Origin of the sequence: Rhizobium croatiense (genome assembly GCF_019793465.1) — a bacterium.
GTDB classification, from domain to species: Bacteria; Pseudomonadota; Alphaproteobacteria; order Rhizobiales; family Rhizobiaceae; genus Rhizobium; species Rhizobium croatiense.
On record NZ_JAILYJ010000003.1, the window covers coordinates 245,714 to 262,536 of the forward strand.

The 16,823-nt window shown below is 62.5% G+C and carries 14 protein-coding genes; 7 read left to right on the plus strand and 7 right to left on the minus strand.

The window, feature by feature from the left end:
• Position 1 precedes the first annotated feature (1 nt).
• Positions 2 to 1,423 carry a DHA2 family efflux MFS transporter permease subunit gene (locus tag K6M89_RS06815; protein WP_222138874.1) on the minus strand — a complete coding sequence of 474 codons (1,422 nt, stop codon included), beginning with the start codon at positions 1,421 to 1,423 and terminating at the stop codon, positions 2 to 4.
• A gap of 241 nt (positions 1,424 to 1,664) precedes the next feature.
• Here K6M89_RS06815 and K6M89_RS06820 point away from each other — a divergent pair, with 241 nt between their 5' ends.
• The 6 genes from K6M89_RS06820 (at position 1,665) to K6M89_RS06845 (ending at position 9,625) form a co-directional block, all read left to right on the plus strand.
• Positions 1,665 to 2,657, plus strand: a complete 993-nt coding sequence (locus tag K6M89_RS06820) for an MBL fold metallo-hydrolase (RefSeq protein ID WP_222138875.1) — start codon at positions 1,665 to 1,667, stop codon at positions 2,655 to 2,657.
• Positions 2,658 to 2,866: 209 nt separating this feature from the next.
• Positions 2,867 to 4,351, plus strand: a complete 1,485-nt coding sequence (gene guaB, locus K6M89_RS06825) for an IMP dehydrogenase (protein WP_038687056.1) — start codon at positions 2,867 to 2,869, stop codon at positions 4,349 to 4,351.
• A gap of 2 nt (positions 4,352 to 4,353) precedes the next feature.
• A complete protein-coding gene (locus K6M89_RS06830) occupies positions 4,354 to 4,908 on the plus strand; it encodes a hypothetical protein (protein ID WP_097580079.1) in 555 nt (184 codons plus the stop codon).
• An 86-nt stretch (positions 4,909 to 4,994) separates the two neighbouring features.
• Positions 4,995 to 5,411 carry an MAPEG family protein gene (locus K6M89_RS06835; RefSeq protein ID WP_097580078.1) on the plus strand — a complete coding sequence of 139 codons (417 nt, stop codon included), beginning with the start codon at positions 4,995 to 4,997 and terminating at the stop codon, positions 5,409 to 5,411.
• A 211-nt stretch (positions 5,412 to 5,622) separates the two neighbouring features.
• Positions 5,623 to 8,721, plus strand: a complete 3,099-nt coding sequence (locus K6M89_RS06840; protein ID WP_222138876.1) for an autotransporter outer membrane beta-barrel domain-containing protein — start codon at positions 5,623 to 5,625, stop codon at positions 8,719 to 8,721.
• A gap of 262 nt (positions 8,722 to 8,983) precedes the next feature.
• Positions 8,984 to 9,625, plus strand: coding sequence for a TetR family transcriptional regulator (locus K6M89_RS06845; RefSeq protein ID WP_097580109.1), 642 nt, complete (start codon positions 8,984 to 8,986; stop codon positions 9,623 to 9,625).
• A 6-nt stretch (positions 9,626 to 9,631) separates the two neighbouring features.
• Here the strand turns inward: K6M89_RS06845 and K6M89_RS06850 are convergent, their stop codons facing one another.
• The gene (locus K6M89_RS06850) at positions 9,632 to 10,588 is read right to left on the minus strand and encodes a LysR substrate-binding domain-containing protein (RefSeq protein WP_012482798.1); all 957 of its coding nucleotides are present in this window, start codon (positions 10,586 to 10,588) and stop codon (positions 9,632 to 9,634) included.
• 202 nt (positions 10,589 to 10,790) lie between these two features.
• Here K6M89_RS06850 and K6M89_RS06855 point away from each other — a divergent pair, with 202 nt between their 5' ends.
• On the plus strand, positions 10,791 to 11,090 hold the full coding sequence (locus tag K6M89_RS06855) for a YjiS-like domain-containing protein (RefSeq protein ID WP_010032235.1): 300 nt from the start codon (positions 10,791 to 10,793) through the stop codon (positions 11,088 to 11,090).
• Between the two features lie 88 nt (positions 11,091 to 11,178).
• On the opposite strand, the gene K6M89_RS06860 is transcribed toward K6M89_RS06855, so the two are convergent.
• The 5 genes from K6M89_RS06860 to K6M89_RS06880 all read right to left on the minus strand — a co-directional run bounded on the left by K6M89_RS06860 (position 11,179) and on the right by K6M89_RS06880 (position 16,808).
• On the minus strand, positions 11,179 to 12,072 hold the full coding sequence (locus K6M89_RS06860; protein ID WP_222138877.1) for a DUF937 domain-containing protein: 894 nt from the start codon (positions 12,070 to 12,072) through the stop codon (positions 11,179 to 11,181).
• Positions 12,073 to 12,248: 176 nt separating this feature from the next.
• A complete protein-coding gene (locus tag K6M89_RS06865) occupies positions 12,249 to 12,737 on the minus strand; it encodes a GNAT family N-acetyltransferase (protein WP_222138878.1) in 489 nt (162 codons plus the stop codon).
• Between the two features lie 171 nt (positions 12,738 to 12,908).
• Positions 12,909 to 14,282, minus strand: a complete 1,374-nt coding sequence (locus K6M89_RS06870) for a glutamate--cysteine ligase (RefSeq protein WP_222138879.1) — start codon at positions 14,280 to 14,282, stop codon at positions 12,909 to 12,911.
• Between the two features lie 147 nt (positions 14,283 to 14,429).
• Entirely contained in the window at positions 14,430 to 15,167 is a 738-nt protein-coding gene (locus K6M89_RS06875) for a 16S rRNA (uracil(1498)-N(3))-methyltransferase (protein WP_097580074.1), read from the minus strand.
• Between the two features lie 132 nt (positions 15,168 to 15,299).
• Entirely contained in the window at positions 15,300 to 16,808 is a 1,509-nt protein-coding gene (locus tag K6M89_RS06880; protein WP_222138880.1) for an inorganic phosphate transporter, read from the minus strand.
• Between the last annotated feature and the right edge of the window lie 15 nt (positions 16,809 to 16,823).

The window sequence follows — 16,823 nt, forward strand, 5'->3', positions numbered from 1 at the left end:
CTTATTTCACGGCCTGCTGTTCGGCATCGATCGGTCCCGTCAGGCGCCTTGAGCGGTGACCGGAAACCAGCGCGCCGGCGTTGCGGTCCATCCTGATGAAGGGAATGGTCGCAATCACCGTCAGTCCGGCGATGATGTAGAAGGCAAGGTGGAAATCGGCCACCTGCAGCGCCTCGCCCCTGATATAGATCGAGCTTTCCAGGATCGCGGCCGCGACCGCGACGCCGAGCGCCAGGCTGATCTGCTGCATCACCGAGCTCATCGAGGTCGCCTGGCTGGCTTGCGCATCGTCGATATCGGCAAAGGCCAGCGCATTGACGCCGGTGAACATGAAGGAGCGGGAGAAGCCGCCGATGAGCAGCACGCCGATGATGACGAGATGCGGCGTTGCTGGTGTGAACAGGCCGGTAATGACGGTGACGACAGTCGTCACCATGGCGGCGCCGAGCAGCGTCGTGCGGAAGCCTATGGCTGCGAAGACGCGCTTTGCCATGAACTTGGTGGTGATCGCGCCGATCGCGCCGGCAAAGGTGATAAGGCCGGATTGGAACGGCGTCAGACCGAAACCGAGCTGCAGCATCAGCGGCGTCAGGAACGGCATGGCGCCGACGCAGATGCGAAAGAGGTTGCCTCCCGTGGTCGAGACCCGGAATGTCGGGTTCTTGAAAAGGCCGAGGTTGAGGATCGGCGCCGGATGGCGCTTCGCATGGCTGATATAGAGGAAGCCGCAGAGGAGGCCGATGCCGGTGGCGGCGATGCCGATGATCGGCGGCAGGGCCGGCAGGCTGACCACCGACAGGCCGAAGACGACGCCCGCGGCCGAAAGCGAGGTCAGCACGAAACCGGTGAAATCGAGCTTCGGCGGGGCTGTCGCCTCCACCTCCGGCAGGAAGATCGTCGCCAGCCAGATGCCGATGATGCCGACCGGCACGTTGATCAGGAAGATCCAGTGCCAGCTGAAATAGGTGGTGATGAAGCCGCCGAGCGGCGGGCCGGTGAGCGGGCCGACAAGGGCCGGGATGGTGAGCAGCGCCATGGCCGAGACCAGATCGCTTCGCTGCGTCGTGCGCACCAGCACGAGACGGCCGACCGGCGTCATCATCGCGCCGCCCATCCCCTGCAGGAAGCGGGCAAAGACGAATTCGACGAGGTTGGAGGAGATGGCGCAGAAGATCGAGCCGATGACGAAGACGGAGATGGCGAGGCGAAAGATCTTCTTGGCGCCGAACCTGTCGGCCATCCAGCCGCTGACCGGAATGAACACCGCAAGCGCCACCATGTAGGAGGTCAGCGCCAGCTTCAGCGTGATCGGCCCGACATGGAGGTCTGCGGCGATCGCCGGCAGCGCCGTCGAGATCACGGTGGAGTCCATCTGTTCCATGAAGAGAGCGACGGCGAGGATCAGCGGGACGATGCGGTTCATAGGCGGGAGCCTTGATGGGCGCGGATGGAAGCTGGAAGGCCCGTGCTGTTTAGTCCGAGTTCCGGGAGCTGCCAATGCTCAAATCCGGTTCGATGCGATGTTTGCTTCACGTCTGCGTGAGACGGCTTGTCCGACAAGGTCCGCTACCAAGATTGACATATGTTTTACTGGCCGGGGCAAGAAATCCGGCGGGTATCATCGGCCGCGCAGCGACAAAGCACGCGTCATGGGGGATGGATATATGGCAATTTCAACGCGAATGACACGGCGCACGCTTTTTGCAGCAAGCCTCGGCCTGCTGGCGGCGCCGGCAATTTTGAGAGAGAAGGCCGAAGCGGCCGCCACTGGAGCAAGCAGTCGTATGGATATAGCGCCTTTACCCGAAATCAATCAGTTCAAGCTCGGTTCCTATAAGTTCACCGTCGTCAGGGACGGGATCAATATCTCCGAAAAACCTTATGAGACCTACGGCACCAATCAGGATCCCGAAACCGTCCAGGCGTTGCTGACCGCCAACTTCCTGCCGGCCGACAAGCTCCTGAACGGCTATGCGCCTGTTCTTATCGACACCGGTTCCGATCTCATTCTCGTCGACACCGGCTTTGGCGCGGGCGGCCGCGCCCGCGGGCTCGGAAAGCTCGCCGAGGGCCTGAAGCTGGCGGGATATTCGCCCGAGGACGTGACCCTGGTGGCTCTGACCCATCTGCACGGCGATCACATCGGCGGGCTGATGGAAGACGGCGCGCCCGCCTTCAAGAACGCCCGTTATGTCATCGGTAAGGCCGAATATGATTTCTGGTCGAACACCGCGCGCGAGGGCACACCGGCCGAGGGCGGCCACAAGGCGGTGCTTGCCAATGTGACGCCGCTCGTCGAAAAAGCCACCTTCATCAAGGACGGCGCCAGCGTCGCGCCGGGCATGACCGCGATGCTGGCAGCCGGCCACAGCCCTGGGCACATGGTGTTCCACGTCGAATCGGAAGGAAAGCGCCTGGTGCTGACCGGCGATACGGCCAACCACTATATCCTGTCGCTGCTGCGGCCGGATTGGGAGGTGCGCTTCGATATGGACAAGGCGCAGGCGGCCGCCGCCCGCCGCAAGGTTTTCGACATGATCGCGGCCGAGAAGATCGCCTTCCTCGGCTATCACATGCCGTTCCCGGCGGTCGGTTTCGCCGAGCGGCAGGAAGGCGGCTATCGCTTCGTGCCGAAGACCTATCAGTTCGATATCTGATCGCAAGCGGTTCCGCTTTTCGCGGGAATTGCTCTTCGTGCATGGCACCCATGACGAGCCCGGCGAACACGCCGGGCTTTTTGCTATTTCCTTCCTGTCATAGACGTGTTACCAGCCCTCGCCAACTTCCAAGCAACTCATGCACACCGCCGGGGCGGACGATTCGTTTCCGGGACGGGTTGCATTTTCTTAACTGAAGGAATTTGGCCATGGCCCGCATCATTGAAACGGCAACCGGCGCGGACGCGCTCACCTTCGACGACGTGCTGCTGCAGCCCGGCCACTCCGAAGTCATGCCGGGGCAGACGAACATCGCGACCCGCATCGCCCGCGACTTCGATCTCAACATCCCGATCCTCTCTTCGGCCATGGACACGGTCACCGAGAGCCGGCTGGCGATCGCCATGGCCCAGGCCGGTGGCCTCGGCGTCATCCACCGCAACCTGACGCCGGTCGAGCAGGCCGAAGAAGTCCGCCAGGTGAAGAAGTTCGAAAGCGGCATGGTCGTCAATCCGGTCACCATCGGGCCGGATGCAAAGCTTGCCGAGGCGCTCGGCCTGATGAAGTCGCACGGCATCTCCGGCATCCCGGTCGTCGAGAAGTCCGGCCGCCTCGTCGGCATCCTGACCAATCGCGACGTTCGCTTCGCCTCCGATCCGGAGCAGAAGATCCACGAGCTGATGACCAAGGACAATCTGGTCACCGTCAAGGAAAACGTCGATCAGCAGGAAGCCAAGCGCCTGCTTCACTCGCATCGCATCGAAAAGCTGCTGGTCGTCGACACCGAAGGCCGCTGCGTCGGCCTCATCACCGTCAAGGATATCGAGAAGTCGCAGCTGAACCCGAATGCCTCCAAGGATGCCCAAGGCAGGCTTCGCGCCGCCGCCGCCATCAGCGTCGGCGATGACGGCTTCGAGCGCGCCGAGCGGCTGATCGAGGCCGGCGTCGACCTCTTGGTCGTCGATACCGCTCACGGCCACTCGCAGCGCGTGCTGGATGCCGTCACCCGCGTCAAGAAGCTGTCCAACTCGATACGCATCATGGCCGGCAACGTCGCCACCTATGACGGCACCAGAGCGCTGATCGATGCGGGTGCGGATGCCGTCAAGGTCGGCATCGGCCCGGGCTCGATCTGCACGACGCGCATCGTCGCCGGCGTCGGCGTTCCCCAGCTCGCCGCCATCATGTCGGCGGTTCAGGCCGCCCAGGATCAGGATGTGCCCGTCATCGCCGATGGCGGCATCAAATTTTCCGGCGACCTTGCCAAGGCGATCGCCGCCGGCGCTTCCGCCGTCATGATCGGCTCGCTGCTTGCCGGCACCGATGAGAGCCCGGGCGAGGTCTATCTCTACCAGGGCCGTTCCTTCAAGGCCTATCGCGGCATGGGCTCCGTTGGCGCCATGGCCCGCGGCTCGGCCGACCGTTATTTCCAGGCGGAGGTGCGCGACACACTGAAGCTCGTGCCTGAGGGCATCGAGGGCCAGGTTCCCTACAAGGGCCCGGTCTCGGCCGTCGTCCACCAGCTCGCCGGCGGCCTCAAGGCGGCCATGGGCTATGTCGGCGGCAAGGATCTGAAGGACTTCCAGGAGCGGGCCACCTTCGTGCGCATCTCCGGCGCCGGGCTTCGCGAAAGCCATGCACATGACGTGACGATCACCCGGGAAAGCCCGAACTATCCGGGCGCCGGTCTCTGACCATGAAGGCGGGCAGCGGGATTCCGCTCTGGATCATCGCGCTGCTCGCGGCTCTTTGCCTTGCCGTGCTCGCCTGGACGACCTTCGGCTTCGTCGTTCCCTTCAAGCATGAAACCGGCCAGGCGGTGCTCGACACCTATTTCGCCGGTTACGACGAGTCCGCCGTCTTTCACATGCAGGCGCTGCTCGATGACAACGAGACGGCGGCAAGGCTTCTCAGCGCCATGTATTTCGGGCCGGAGCTGGTCTTTCCGGCATTGCTGACGGCGCTCTTGCTTCTTTCCTTCCTCAGGCTCGGCCCTGTCGGCGCCTGGTTCGGACGATCGCTGCATCCGCTCGTCGGCCGAGCGGTCTATCTGCTGCCACTCCTCTACGGCATCGCCGACTACGGCGAGAATATCTCAAGTCTGATCGCCTTCGGCGATGGCGGAAACGCAGGTCTTGCGGCGCATCTGCTGCCGTGGATGACGCGGCTGAAATTCGCAAGCCTCGCCATCTGCTTCGTCCTCCTCGCCCGGCTTGCCATCGTCCGCAGGCTGTCGCCGCGCCAGGACTGAGACGCGGCCTCAGCCGCTGGCATCCTGCTTCCCTTTCGGCTACTCCTCGCAACGAATGCGGAAACGGAAAGGACTTGAGGGAGCATATGACCGGCTATCAAATCTTCTGGCCACTGCTTGCCCATGTGGCCCTGGTCTATGGTCTCTATGCGCTTCTTGGGCAGCGGCGCGCGAAAATGGTCCGCGCCGGCAGGATCGCGAAATCGGATTATCGCGAAAATCGTGACGAGCCGGCCGAAAGTCTCGCCGTCAAGAACTGTCTCGCCAACCAGTTCGAACTGCCTGTGCTCTTCTATGCCTGCTGCATTCTTCTCTATGTCACCGAGGCCGACAATCTTGTCGCCGTCACGCTCGCCTGGGTCTTCGTCGCCCTGCGTTATGCGCATGCGGTCATCCATGTCACCAGCAATGATCTGCGCTACCGCAGCCCGATCTTCGCCGCCGGTTACCTCGTGCTCGCCGCCATGTGGGTCTGGCTGGCCGGGTGGATGGCAATCGGATAACGCGCTGTGACCAACGGCATAACTCCCTGAATCGGAATCGATTCAAGAACAAAATTATGCATAAATTCAAAATGTTGCAGCATCCCTCGCGCGTGCGGAAAGACACGGGCGCTCGTCGAAGAATAACTTCGGGAACATGGTTACTAATATTTAAATTGATTCGTCTATTTCTGCGCGAGCGAGTGATGGCGGGGACGGTTTGCGAGCGAAGATGGACGAGAGGACAGGCGGGGCGGCGATCCATCGCATGGCCATGCTGCGACTTGCGGGCTCGGCGAGCACTGCGGCGCTGGCGCTGATGCTGGCAGCGGAGCCCGGATGGGCGCAGCAGGTCGTTACCGGCAACGACACGGAGATCGTCGACGGCAACGATCCGGGCGGCACCGGCCCGGGCACGCAGCCGAGTCCCTGGACCATCAATACCGATCTCGTGATTGGCGATCAGAATGGCGACGATGCGACCCTCATCATCCGCAACGGCGGCGCAGTCAGCAATGATACCGGCGTGCTCGGCGTCGATCCCGGCGCCGGCGGTACGGTGACGGTCACCGGTTCAGGCTCGAGCTGGAGCAATTCCGACGACCTTTATGTCGGCCATCAGGGCACCGGCGCGCTGACCATCGAGGACGGCGCTGTGGTCGACAATCAGTTCGGCCATATCGGCTATTTCTCCGGCGCCAGCGGCACGGTAACGGTCACCGGCACAGGTTCGACCTGGACGAACTTCCAGGATCTCACCATCGGCGACAGCGGCACCGGCACTTTGATCATTTCGAATGGCGGAACGGTCAACAGTGCATCCGGCTATATCAGCAATGATTCCAGCGCCATTGGCGAGGTCATCGTTACGGGCGCCAACTCGCTGTGGAGCAATTCCATCGAGGTCTCGGTCGGCGCGGCCGGCGCGGGAACGCTGACCATTTCCAATGGTGGCTCTGTCACCGGCAGCTTCGGTTATGTCGGCTTCAGTTCGAACGGCAGCGGTGTGGTCAGCGTGACCGGCGCAGGCTCGAGCTGGATCAGTTCCGGAACGCTGTTCGTCGGCCAATTCGGTTCAGGCAGCGTGACCATCGACGATGCCGGCGTGGTATCGGCGTCCGAGGTCGTTATCGCTGATGATTCCGGCGCGACCGGCACTGTCGAACTTGCCGGAAGCGCCGGGAGCGGGCGCGGCGTCCTGGAGACCGGCTATGTCGAGAGAGGCGGCGGCAGTGCGAGCCTCGTTTTCGACGGCGGCATTCTGAGGGCAACGGGCAACGAGGCGAATTTCCTGCGCGGCTTCAGCGCCGGCGAAGTGACGACCAATTCGGGCGGTGCCTTTATCGACACCAACGGCTTTGCTGTCGGCATAACCACGGATCTGCAAGGCGTCGGCGGCCTGACCAAGCAGGGTACGGGCACGCTGACGCTGTCCGGCACCAACATCTATACCGGCGTGACGACGGTCGAGGCGGGCACGCTGCTGGCGGGCAGTGCCGGTGCTTTCGTGCAGAACGGCGGTTACGCCATCAATGGCGGCATACTCGATCTCGGCGGCTTCGACCTGACCATGGGGGAGCTTTCGGGAAGCGGCGGCGAGATCGCGCTCGGCAGCGCCGACCTCACGCTCGATCAGGCGAGCGACAGCACCTATGGCGGCGTACTCTCCGGCAGCGGCGACTTCACGATGGCCGGCAGCGGCACCTTGCGCCTGACCGGCGACAGTTCGGCTTTTGCCGGGACGGCCACGGTTTCGGACGGCCGCCTGATCGTCAATGGCAGCCTTGGCGGCATCCTGACGATGACGGGCGGCAGACTGGGCGGCTCGGGCGATATCGGCGCGCTGACCGCCGGGGCGGGCGTCACCATCGCGCCGGGCAATTCGATCGGAACCTTGACCGTTGGCGGCAATCTCACTTTCGATCCGGGCGCTACTTATGAGGTCGAGGTCGATCCCGCCGGCACCGCGAGCGATTTGATCTCGGTTACCGGCACCGCCTTTCTCAACGGCGCGACCGTTTCCCATATCGGAATGAATGGCGAGTACAGGCCGTTCTCCACCTATACGATCCTGACCGCGAGCGGCGGGGTGAGCGGAACCTTCGGCGCCGTTACCTCCAATTATGCCTTTCTGGCCGCCGACCTCTCCTATGATTTGAACAATGTCTACCTGGAAATTGCCCGCAATGATGTGAGCTTCGCCGACATGGCTGCGACGAGCAACCAGATTGCCACGGCGGCGGCTGCCGAGAACCTCGGCTCCGGCAACGACATCTACGATGCGATCGTCACCCTGCCTGACGACGAGTCGCAAGTTCAGGCGAGCTTCGATGCGCTTTCCGGCGAAATCCATGCGTCGATCAAGACGGCGTTGATCACCCAGAGCCTGTTTGTTCGCGAGGCCGCCAACGAACGTCTGCGCTCCGCTTTCGGCGATCCCGTCGCGAGCGCGGTTCCGATACAAGCCTTCTGGCCCGGCGCTCCGGCAGCGACCGCCGCCGAGACTGCGGACGGGCCGGTTTTCTGGAGCACGGCCTTTGGCGGGCTGAGCGAGGCATTCACGGATGGCAATGCCGCCACGTTCCGCCATCAGACGGGCGGGTTTCTCGCCGGTGTCGACAGCAGTTTCGACGAGGTCAGGTTCGGCCTGATGGCCGGCTACGGCAATTCCCGGTTCGATCCCCGTCACCGGGCTTCGTCGGATTCGAGCGACGATTATCATCTCGGCCTCTATGCCGGCACGCACTGGGGCGGCCTCGCCTTCCGTTCCGGCCTCGCCTATGCGTGGCATGACATCGAAACCAGCCGCCGTGTCGCGATCGGCAGCTTCGAGGACAGGCTGGACGCGAACTATGGGGGCGGCACGCTGCAGGGCTTTGCGGAGCTCGGCTACCGGTTCGAGAGGGCGGCGGCCTCCTTCGAGCCCTTCGTCAATCTCGCCCATGTGGGCATTCGAACGGCGGGCTTTTCCGAAGAGGGCGGAGCGGCCGCACTCGACGTCTCCGGCCGCACGACCAACACCACCATCACCACGCTCGGCCTGCGTGCCGAAATGGAGGTTCGCCTCGGCGGGACGAGTGCCACCCTGCACGGCATGTCAGGCTGGCGCCATGCCGCCGGCGACATCGTCCCCTTGTCGACGCAGGCTTTCGCAGGAGGCGATGCCTTCACCGTGGCCGGCGTGCCGCTGGCGCAGAACGCCTTCGTTCTCGACGCCGGCCTTGACGTCGCCCTCAACGATGGTGCTGCGCTCGGGATTGCCTATTCCGGCCAGATCGCGGAAGCCGCCCAGCAGCATGGTGTTAAGGCGACGCTGTCTGCGAAGTTCTAAAATCTCTGGACGGTCATTCCCCCCGCAACGAAGAGTGGCGACATCAGCGTTTTCCCGTCGAAGAGAATTTTCGCAACTATTTCAAGGGTTCTCTAGCGAGGCGCAACCGGTGGGAACTGCTGCACTCCCGATTTTCAGACGCGTTTGCCGGTCGTTAAAATGCGAGCCTTTCCGTTTACGCCTGATGAAGACCTGCATGTCATATCCGCTCGATGCGCTGGTGGCAGAAGCTTCCGCGCGCAACAATAAGAATGGGAACGACATGGGCGTGGAAAGCATGGATCGCATCGGCTTGCGAAGGAAGCCGAAGCAGGAGCGCAGCATTCAGAGGCTGGATCTTATTCTCGCCGCCGCTGCCAGGATTATCGCCGAGAAGGGCGTCAGCGCCATGCGGATGACCGAGCTCGCGATCGCCGCCAAAGTGCCGATCGGCTCCGTTTACCAGTATTTCCCGGAGAAAGCGGCGATCGTCAAAGCCCTGTTCGATCAGCACGCTTCAGCGATCCAGACGAAGACGGCGGCGATGTTCTCCGACGTGCAGTCGCTCGACCAGGCGCTCGATCTCGTCTGCGATATCATCGATTGGTACTATGATTCATACCATGACGATCCCGTCTATCTCGGCGTCTGGATGGGGACGGAGACCGATCAGGATCTGCTGCGGCTGAATATAGAGCATAGCGGCCGTGTCGCCGGCATTTTTCACGACGCCGTGCGCAGGCTGGCCCCCGACCTTTGCGACGAGGAAATGTTCGCCCGCACTTACCTTTTCAGCCATCTGATCGGCGCTGTCATCCGGCTTGCCGCCATCAGCGAAGAGACCATAGCGCGGCGCATGCTCGGCGAGTGGAAACGCGTCATCCGCGCCTCCCTTTTTACCGAGGCCGCGCCGCGCGCCGCCTGAGAGCCTCTACCAGCTCGGCACCATATTGGCGGCCTTCAGCCGCGGATAAAGGCGCGCCTGCGCGGATTTGACGTCCGCATCCAGACCGTCGTCGATGACAGCAGGCGTGATGTTGTCGAGGCAGGCCGTGATATGCGCGGTGATCGCGTTCATCAGCGAGATCGAAACGCCCGGCCGTTTCATGATGCCGATCTGCACCGGCGGCAGCGCCGGAAAGCCGTCCGCCTGGCTCAGCACCTTCATGCCGGTCCGCAGCGCCGATTCCGGCATCACCGAGACCGCCATGCCGGCAAGCACGGCCGCGGCGACGACGGTGCAGGACCAGCTGGTGAACAGGATCTGGTGTTCACGGCCCACGGCATCGAGCGCCGAGCAGGCGAGCTGGCGCCACTGGCAGTCGCGGCGGCCGACGGCAAGCGGCACCGGCGCGTCGTCGCGGATCGGATGATTGGCCGAGCCGACCCAGCAGAGCGGTTCGGTTCGCACCACGTCGGACATGCGCTCGCGCGGATTGTGGGTGACAAGCGCGATATCGAGCTCACCCTTGTGCATGCGCTCGGCAAGGTCCATCGACGGCTCGCAGACGATGTAGAGCTCGACGTTCGGATGCGTCTTGGCAAAGCGGCCGATGATCTCGGGCATATAGCGGTCGGCATAGTCGTCCGGCGTGCCGATGCGCAACATACCCTCCAGCCTGTTGTCGTCAAAAGCGGCGATTGCTTCATTGTTGAGGCGGATGATGCGCCGGGCGTAGTTGAGCAGCTTCTCGCCCTCGACCGTCAGCCGGTTGCCGCGGCCGTCCTTGATGAAGAGCTGCTTGCCGATGCGCTCTTCGAGGCGACGCATCTGCATGGAGACGGCCGATTGAGTCTTGTAGACCTTGTCGGCCGCCTTGGTGAAGCTGCCGGAATCGACGATGGCGATGAAAGTCTGCAATTGGTCGAGATCAAGAGGCGCGGACATGGTGTCACCCATAAAGATAGCTGATGATAATCATTAGAAACATTCGTTGGACTGATCAATAGGTCTTTGGCATCTTCGGGATGCAAATCAAGCAAAGTGAAGGACAGACACCCTGCCTGTCCAAGCAGAATTCAGCCTTATCCCCTCTCGCACGACCTCGCGGGAGGGGTGGGTTGTTGCGTGCCCGAGAAAGGAGAGTTCGATGCACACGACAGACCGAACACTAGAACTCGACTGCAGCAAGCTGACCCCGACGCTTTTCCAGCGTCTGGTGGCAGGCCTCGCTCCACTGGTCTCCCTCTTTCGCGGGTTTCGCAATCGAATGGAGGTCAACGGGCTGCATGATCTGAACGACAGTCAGCTGAGGGATATCGGCCTCACCAGGGCCGACCTGACCTCCGCCTTCCTGGCCTCGACCTTTTTCGAGGACCCGTCGGAACATCTGACGCGCTCGGCGCGCAATCGCTGGCGCCTGCAGCTCTTCCGCTCCCACGAGGAGTAGGAGTGTCGAGTTTCCCCGCAGGGTGATAGCCAATAGCCCTGCCGCTTGACCCGGCGATCGGCTTTTCCCAAGCCATCGCCGGGTTTTTTTATGCCTTGGTTTCGGGGGGCTTCGGCCGGTAGGTTTCGAAGATCGCTTCGAGATTTCGCTGGTAGCTCTTCTGCACCTCAAGCCCACTGTCGAACATGGCGTTCAGCACGTCGCTATAGCTCTCGGCATTGGCTTTCGCATCATCCTTCTGCGTCTCCGGCGACTTGGCCGCCGGTTGTTTGCCCGCTGGTTGTTTTGCTGGCGGTTGTTTGCCTGCTGGCTGCTGGCCGAGCCCGGCCATCATTTCCTGAAAGGCCTTGGCGAAGGGATTGTCGAGGAAGGGGTTCGGCTGCGGCGCCGGTTCCTGCCTCGGCATCGAAAACATCAGCTGCATCGCCTGGGTGAAGGGATTATCGAAGATGTTGGGTTCCGGGGCCTTCGGTTTCGGCGCAAAGCCGGTGCTTTCGAGCCATTTCTGAATGGTCTCACCCATCGCCGTGTTGACAAAGGGGTTGACCGGCGAGGCCATCTGGCCGGTCGTCTGCTTGAACAGACCGCCCATCAGCGTATCGGCCAAGACGGGCAGCATCTGCTTGTAGATATCCTGGCCGATCCCGGTCATCTGCGCCGCCTGGGCGGCGACCGCCCGCGAAACCTCTTTCGAGCCGAAGAGCTGGGCAAGGATGTTGTTGCCGTCGGAAATTCCCTCCGGCGTGAAGGCGCGGCTCATATCCTCGAAATAGCGTGCATAATTGCCGGAGGCGACGGCCTGCATCAGCCCGACGAAATCATAAGGATTGCTGGTGCTGCGCTTCAGACCGGCGGAAAAGGCCGGCATCAGCGCCGCCATGGCTTTGGTCGCCTGTTCCTGCGCCAGGTTGAACTGCCGGGCGACTGCTTCCATCGCCGCACCGTTCTGCGCCTGCATCATCATGTCGAAGAGTGGCAGCATGGAGGTCCCTTTCCCCGAGTCGTGACGCTTGTAACGCCACTATATCCGGAAAAGGTAATGTGCAAACCGCTTTTTGCCATAAGACCTTAAAGCCGTTCCAGCAAAGAACCGGAGCGAGTTTTCCAAGTTGGAGAAGCCCGGAGATGCGGACGAAGCTGCGAATGATGGTATGCCGCTTACCGCCTCGCAAGCATTGGCAAAATCAAGCCCCACCGCGTCTCTTGAGGTGATCCGGACGGCTCGAAACCCACTTTCCTGTAGACGGCAATCGCCCGTTCATTGGCAGGGTGAGGATCGGTCGCTATAACGGGTACACCCGCATCGAAGAGCGCCCTCATTCTCGCCCCGATAAATGCTGATCCGTGCCCAACGCCGATCATTTCGGGGTCTCCTATATATTGATCGATTCCCCGCGATCCCGTGGGAAGCTTGGCGAAATGGTGATCTTCCCAGCCGTGGACGGTATAGTCCTGCATGAACGCAAAGGGGCGTTCGGCGGTTGAAACAATCCAACGCGCTACCCTGGGATCAGCCAGGTCTTCTGCATCGTACGGCTCATCTGAGTCCCACCATGCGCGGACATGCGGGGTCGATTGCCATGCTGCAAGCAACGGGAGATCATCCAACGTCGCTCTGCGAAAACTGTATTGGGTGGCGGCCGTCATTTGACAAGCTTAGCACGCTGGCAGCCGGTAGACATAGGCTCTTCCAAGACGATCAAGCTTCGGCGCCTACTGACAGCATTGCGACCTGCTACGGCAAGCGCGCTGCCAACTGCCTCTCTTTCGTCAAGCTGGCGGCCATACGGCTCTGGCTGGCGTTGGTGAGTCCACGTCCTAGTACTGATAGTCCTCGAAGACCGGTTCCACCGAGCCGTTCCAGCGGCCGTGATAGAGCGACAGCAGATCCTCGGCGAGCGTCGCTTTTTTGGCGAGTACCTCGTCGAGCGGCGCCAGGAAGATGCTTTCGTCCTGACCTTCGCGGTTGAGCTTGCCGCGCGTCTTGAGACCGGTCCTCGAAATGGCGACCACCTCGCGCGCCACATCGAGCAATGCATGCCCGCGAAACTCAGCCTTCAGCCCTTCGGCGGGGACGGCGTCGCGCAGCGCGGCGACCTCGGCAAAGCTCCAATTCCTGGTCAGTTCGTCCGCAGCCTGAAGCGCCGCATCATCATAGAGCAGGCCGACCCAGAAGGCCGGCAATGCACAGATGCGCCGCCACGGACCGCCATCGGCGCCGCGCATTTCGAGGAAACGCTTCAGCCGCACGTCGGGGAAGAGCGTCGAAAGATGGTTCGTCCAGTCGCCCATCGTCGGCGCCGGGTCGGCGACCTCGCCCTTCAGCACCCCGTTCATGAACTGGCGGAAGGTGACATGGGTGCAATCGTGATAGCGGCCGTCGCGGACGATGAAATACATCGGCACGTCGAGCGCCCATTCGGCATAGTCGCGGAAGCCGAAATCGTCGCGGAAGGTGAAATCGAGCAGGCCCGAGCGCCGATTGTCGGTATCGCGCCAGATATCGCCGCGCCAGGAGAGCAGCCCGTTCGGCTTGCCCTCGGTGAAGGGCGAGGATGCAAAGAGCGCGGTCGCCAGCGATTGCAGCTTCATCGAGACGCGCATCTTCTGGCGCATGTCGGCTTCCGAGGAGAAGTCGAGATTCACCTGGATCGTGCAGGTGCGGTACATCATGTCGAGACCCTTGCTGCCGACCTTCGGCATATAGCGGGTCATGATCTCGTAGCGCGATTTCGGCATGTGCGGCGTTTGCGCATAGGTCCATTTCGGACTGCCGCCGATGCCGAGGAAGCGGATGCCCATCGGTTCGGCGATTTCGCGCAGCGTCGCCAGGTGCTGGTTCGATTCCCTGCAGGTTTCATGGAGCGTCTCCAGCGGCGCGCCGGAGAGTTCGAACTGGCCGCCGGGCTCGATCGAGATGGCGCCCATGCCGCTCTGTTCGGCGAGGCCAATGATGTTGCCGGCGTCCATAATCGGTTCCCAGCCGCTCTTTTCCTGCAGGCCGGTGAGCAGGGCCGAAATGCTGGCATCGCCGAAATAGGGAACCGGGCTGTTGTCGGCGCGGAAGAAGGCGAATTTCTCGTGTTCGGTGCCGATCCGGAAGCGCTTCCGCGGCTTGTTGCCCGCGGCGATGTAATCGGTCAGATCCTGAACCGAAGAGAGCGGCGTCTGGTCGGTAGTGTCGCGGGCCATGCGGGATACCTGTATTCAAAAAGGCGCCCAGGGGGCCGGGCAGCTGGAAGGCTGATTAGGACCCAAGCCACCCATGTTGCAAGTGAAATTCTTTCAACGGTGCATCAAAAAAATAGCAGCGATTTCCATGTCAACCCGTTTTCAGCATTAGTTCCAGTCGCCGATTGCCGCCTGCACCACGGCGAGTGCGGCAACCGCTGCCGTGTCGGCCCGCAGGATGCGCGGTCCAAGCGGGATGGCGGTAACGAAATCAAGGCTGCGAAGCCGTGCGCGCTCCTCTTCCGAAAAGCCGCCCTCCGGCCCGACGAGCAGTGCAAGATGCTTTTCCCGGATCGCCGACAGCACCGGCAGCGGGTTCTGGCCGGCCTCGCCCTCGTCGCAATAGATGATGCGGCGCTCCTTCGGCCAGCGGTCGAGCAGGTCGGAGAGCTTCACTGGGTCGGCCACCTCGGGAATGCCGAGAACGCCGCATTGCTCGGCCGCCTCGACGACATTGGCACGCAACTTGTCCAGATTGGTGATCTTGCCCTGGACGTGCTGGGTCATGACCGGCTGCAGCAGGCCGGCGCCCATTTCGACCGCCTTCTGCACGAGATAATCCATGCGGCCGACTTTGAGCGGCGCAAAGAGATAGTGCAGATCGCAGGGAGAGGGCTGCGGCCGCGTCTCTTCGATTGCCGTCAGCAGGATGCGTTTGCGCGTGGGAAAGGTCAGGCTGGCTTTCCACTCACCGTCACGGCCGTTGAAAAGCAGAATCTCGGCATCGGCCTCCATCCTCAGCACGTTGGCGAGATAGTTGAACTGCTCGGCGCTCGCCTCCACGACGGCGCCGGCAGAAAGCGGCGCGTCGACGAAAAGCCGTTGCATGCGAAAATTAGCGCGCATTGAAAAAACCCACGGGGTTCAGAGCATGTTGCCGAAAAGTGTGAGCGGTTTTCGGGCGACATCATGCTCTAACGCTTTAATTTTAGAACAGGATTCGGACTTTAGGCCCAGCGGGCCTAAAATCATCCTGTTCTAGACGAAGAGCGCGAACATAGCCCAATAAATCACGGCGGCAAGCGCTGCCGAGACCGGCACGGTGACGATCCAGGCGGCGACGATCGTCATGAAATGCGAGCGGCGCACGAGATAGCGCCGGCGCTGCTCATGGATGTTCGGCTCCTCCGGCTCGTCGATATCGAAGCTCTCGGCCTTGCGCCTGATATAGGCGATGCGGCGCTTCGAATGGCGCGTATACCATTCGCGGAAGAAGCCGACGCCGAAGACGGCGCCGACAGCGATATGCGTGGTGCTGACCGGCAGGCCGAGCCAGGAGGCGACGATGACGGTGAACGCGGTCGACAATGCGACGCAATAGGCCCGCATCGGATTGAGCTTGGTGATCTCCTCGCCGACCAGGCGAATGAGGCGCGGTCCGAACAGCAGCAGGCCGACGGAGATGCCGAAGGCGCCGATCAGCATCACCCAGAGCGGCGGATGCCCGACGCCGTCGACGCCGTCGACGCCGCCGATGCCGACCGAGTGGACGATTGCCGAAAGCGGCCCGACGGCGTTCGAAACGTCGTTTGCGCCATGCGCGAAGGAAAGCAGCGCCGCCGAGCCGATCAGCGGCAGCCGGAACAGCACCCGCAGCGAGCTGTTGCGGTTTTCGAGATCCCGCGCCTGGGCGAGAACGAGCGGCCGGGCGGCAAGCCAGCTGACCAGCCCGATGCCGATGCCGATGAGGATGACGGTGAAAGACGGAAACCGGCCGGGCGGCGACAGCTGCAGCACCATATAGGCCATGAAGCCGCCGGCCATCACCGCGACCAGCACCGGCACCCAGCGCTGAGCCGCCGCGATCTTGTCGTCGCGATAGATGATCAGGGTCTTGACGAGGTAGAGCAGGCCGGCCGCGATCAGCCCGCCGATCAGCGGCGAGGTGATCCAGCTCGAGGTGATCTCCAGCATGACCCGCCAGTTCACCGGCTCCGTCCCGACGGCCGAGATGCCGGCGCCGATCACGGCGCCGACGATCGCATGGGTGGTGGAAACCGGCGCGTTCATCCAGGTGGCGAGGTTGATCCAGAGGGCCGCCGCCATCAGCGCCGCCATCATGATCCAGCCAAGTATCGCCTGCGGCACCTGGATGGCGTCGACGATGTTGGAGGAAATCGTCTTGACGACCTCGCCGCCGGCGATCGTGGCGCCGAGGACCTCGAAAATCGCGGCGATGATGAGTGCCTGGCCCATCGTCATGGCGCGCGCACCGACGGCCGCACCGACATTGTTGGTCACGTCGTTGGCGCCGATATTCATCGCCATGTAGCCGGCAAGGGCCGCCGCCGCCACGACGAGCATCGCTCCCGGGCGGTCGAACACATAGACACCGGCAAAGATCATCGTCAGGCCGACGAAGATCAGCCCGAGGCCGGGCGCCACCAGCCGCCGCAAGACGTGCTTTGCCGCATCCTCGGCATGGGTGATCTTGTCGAGATCCTTGTCGAGCGTGCGTTTGGTGAGAACGGCGGGACGGGGTGGCATTCTTTCTTCCAACTA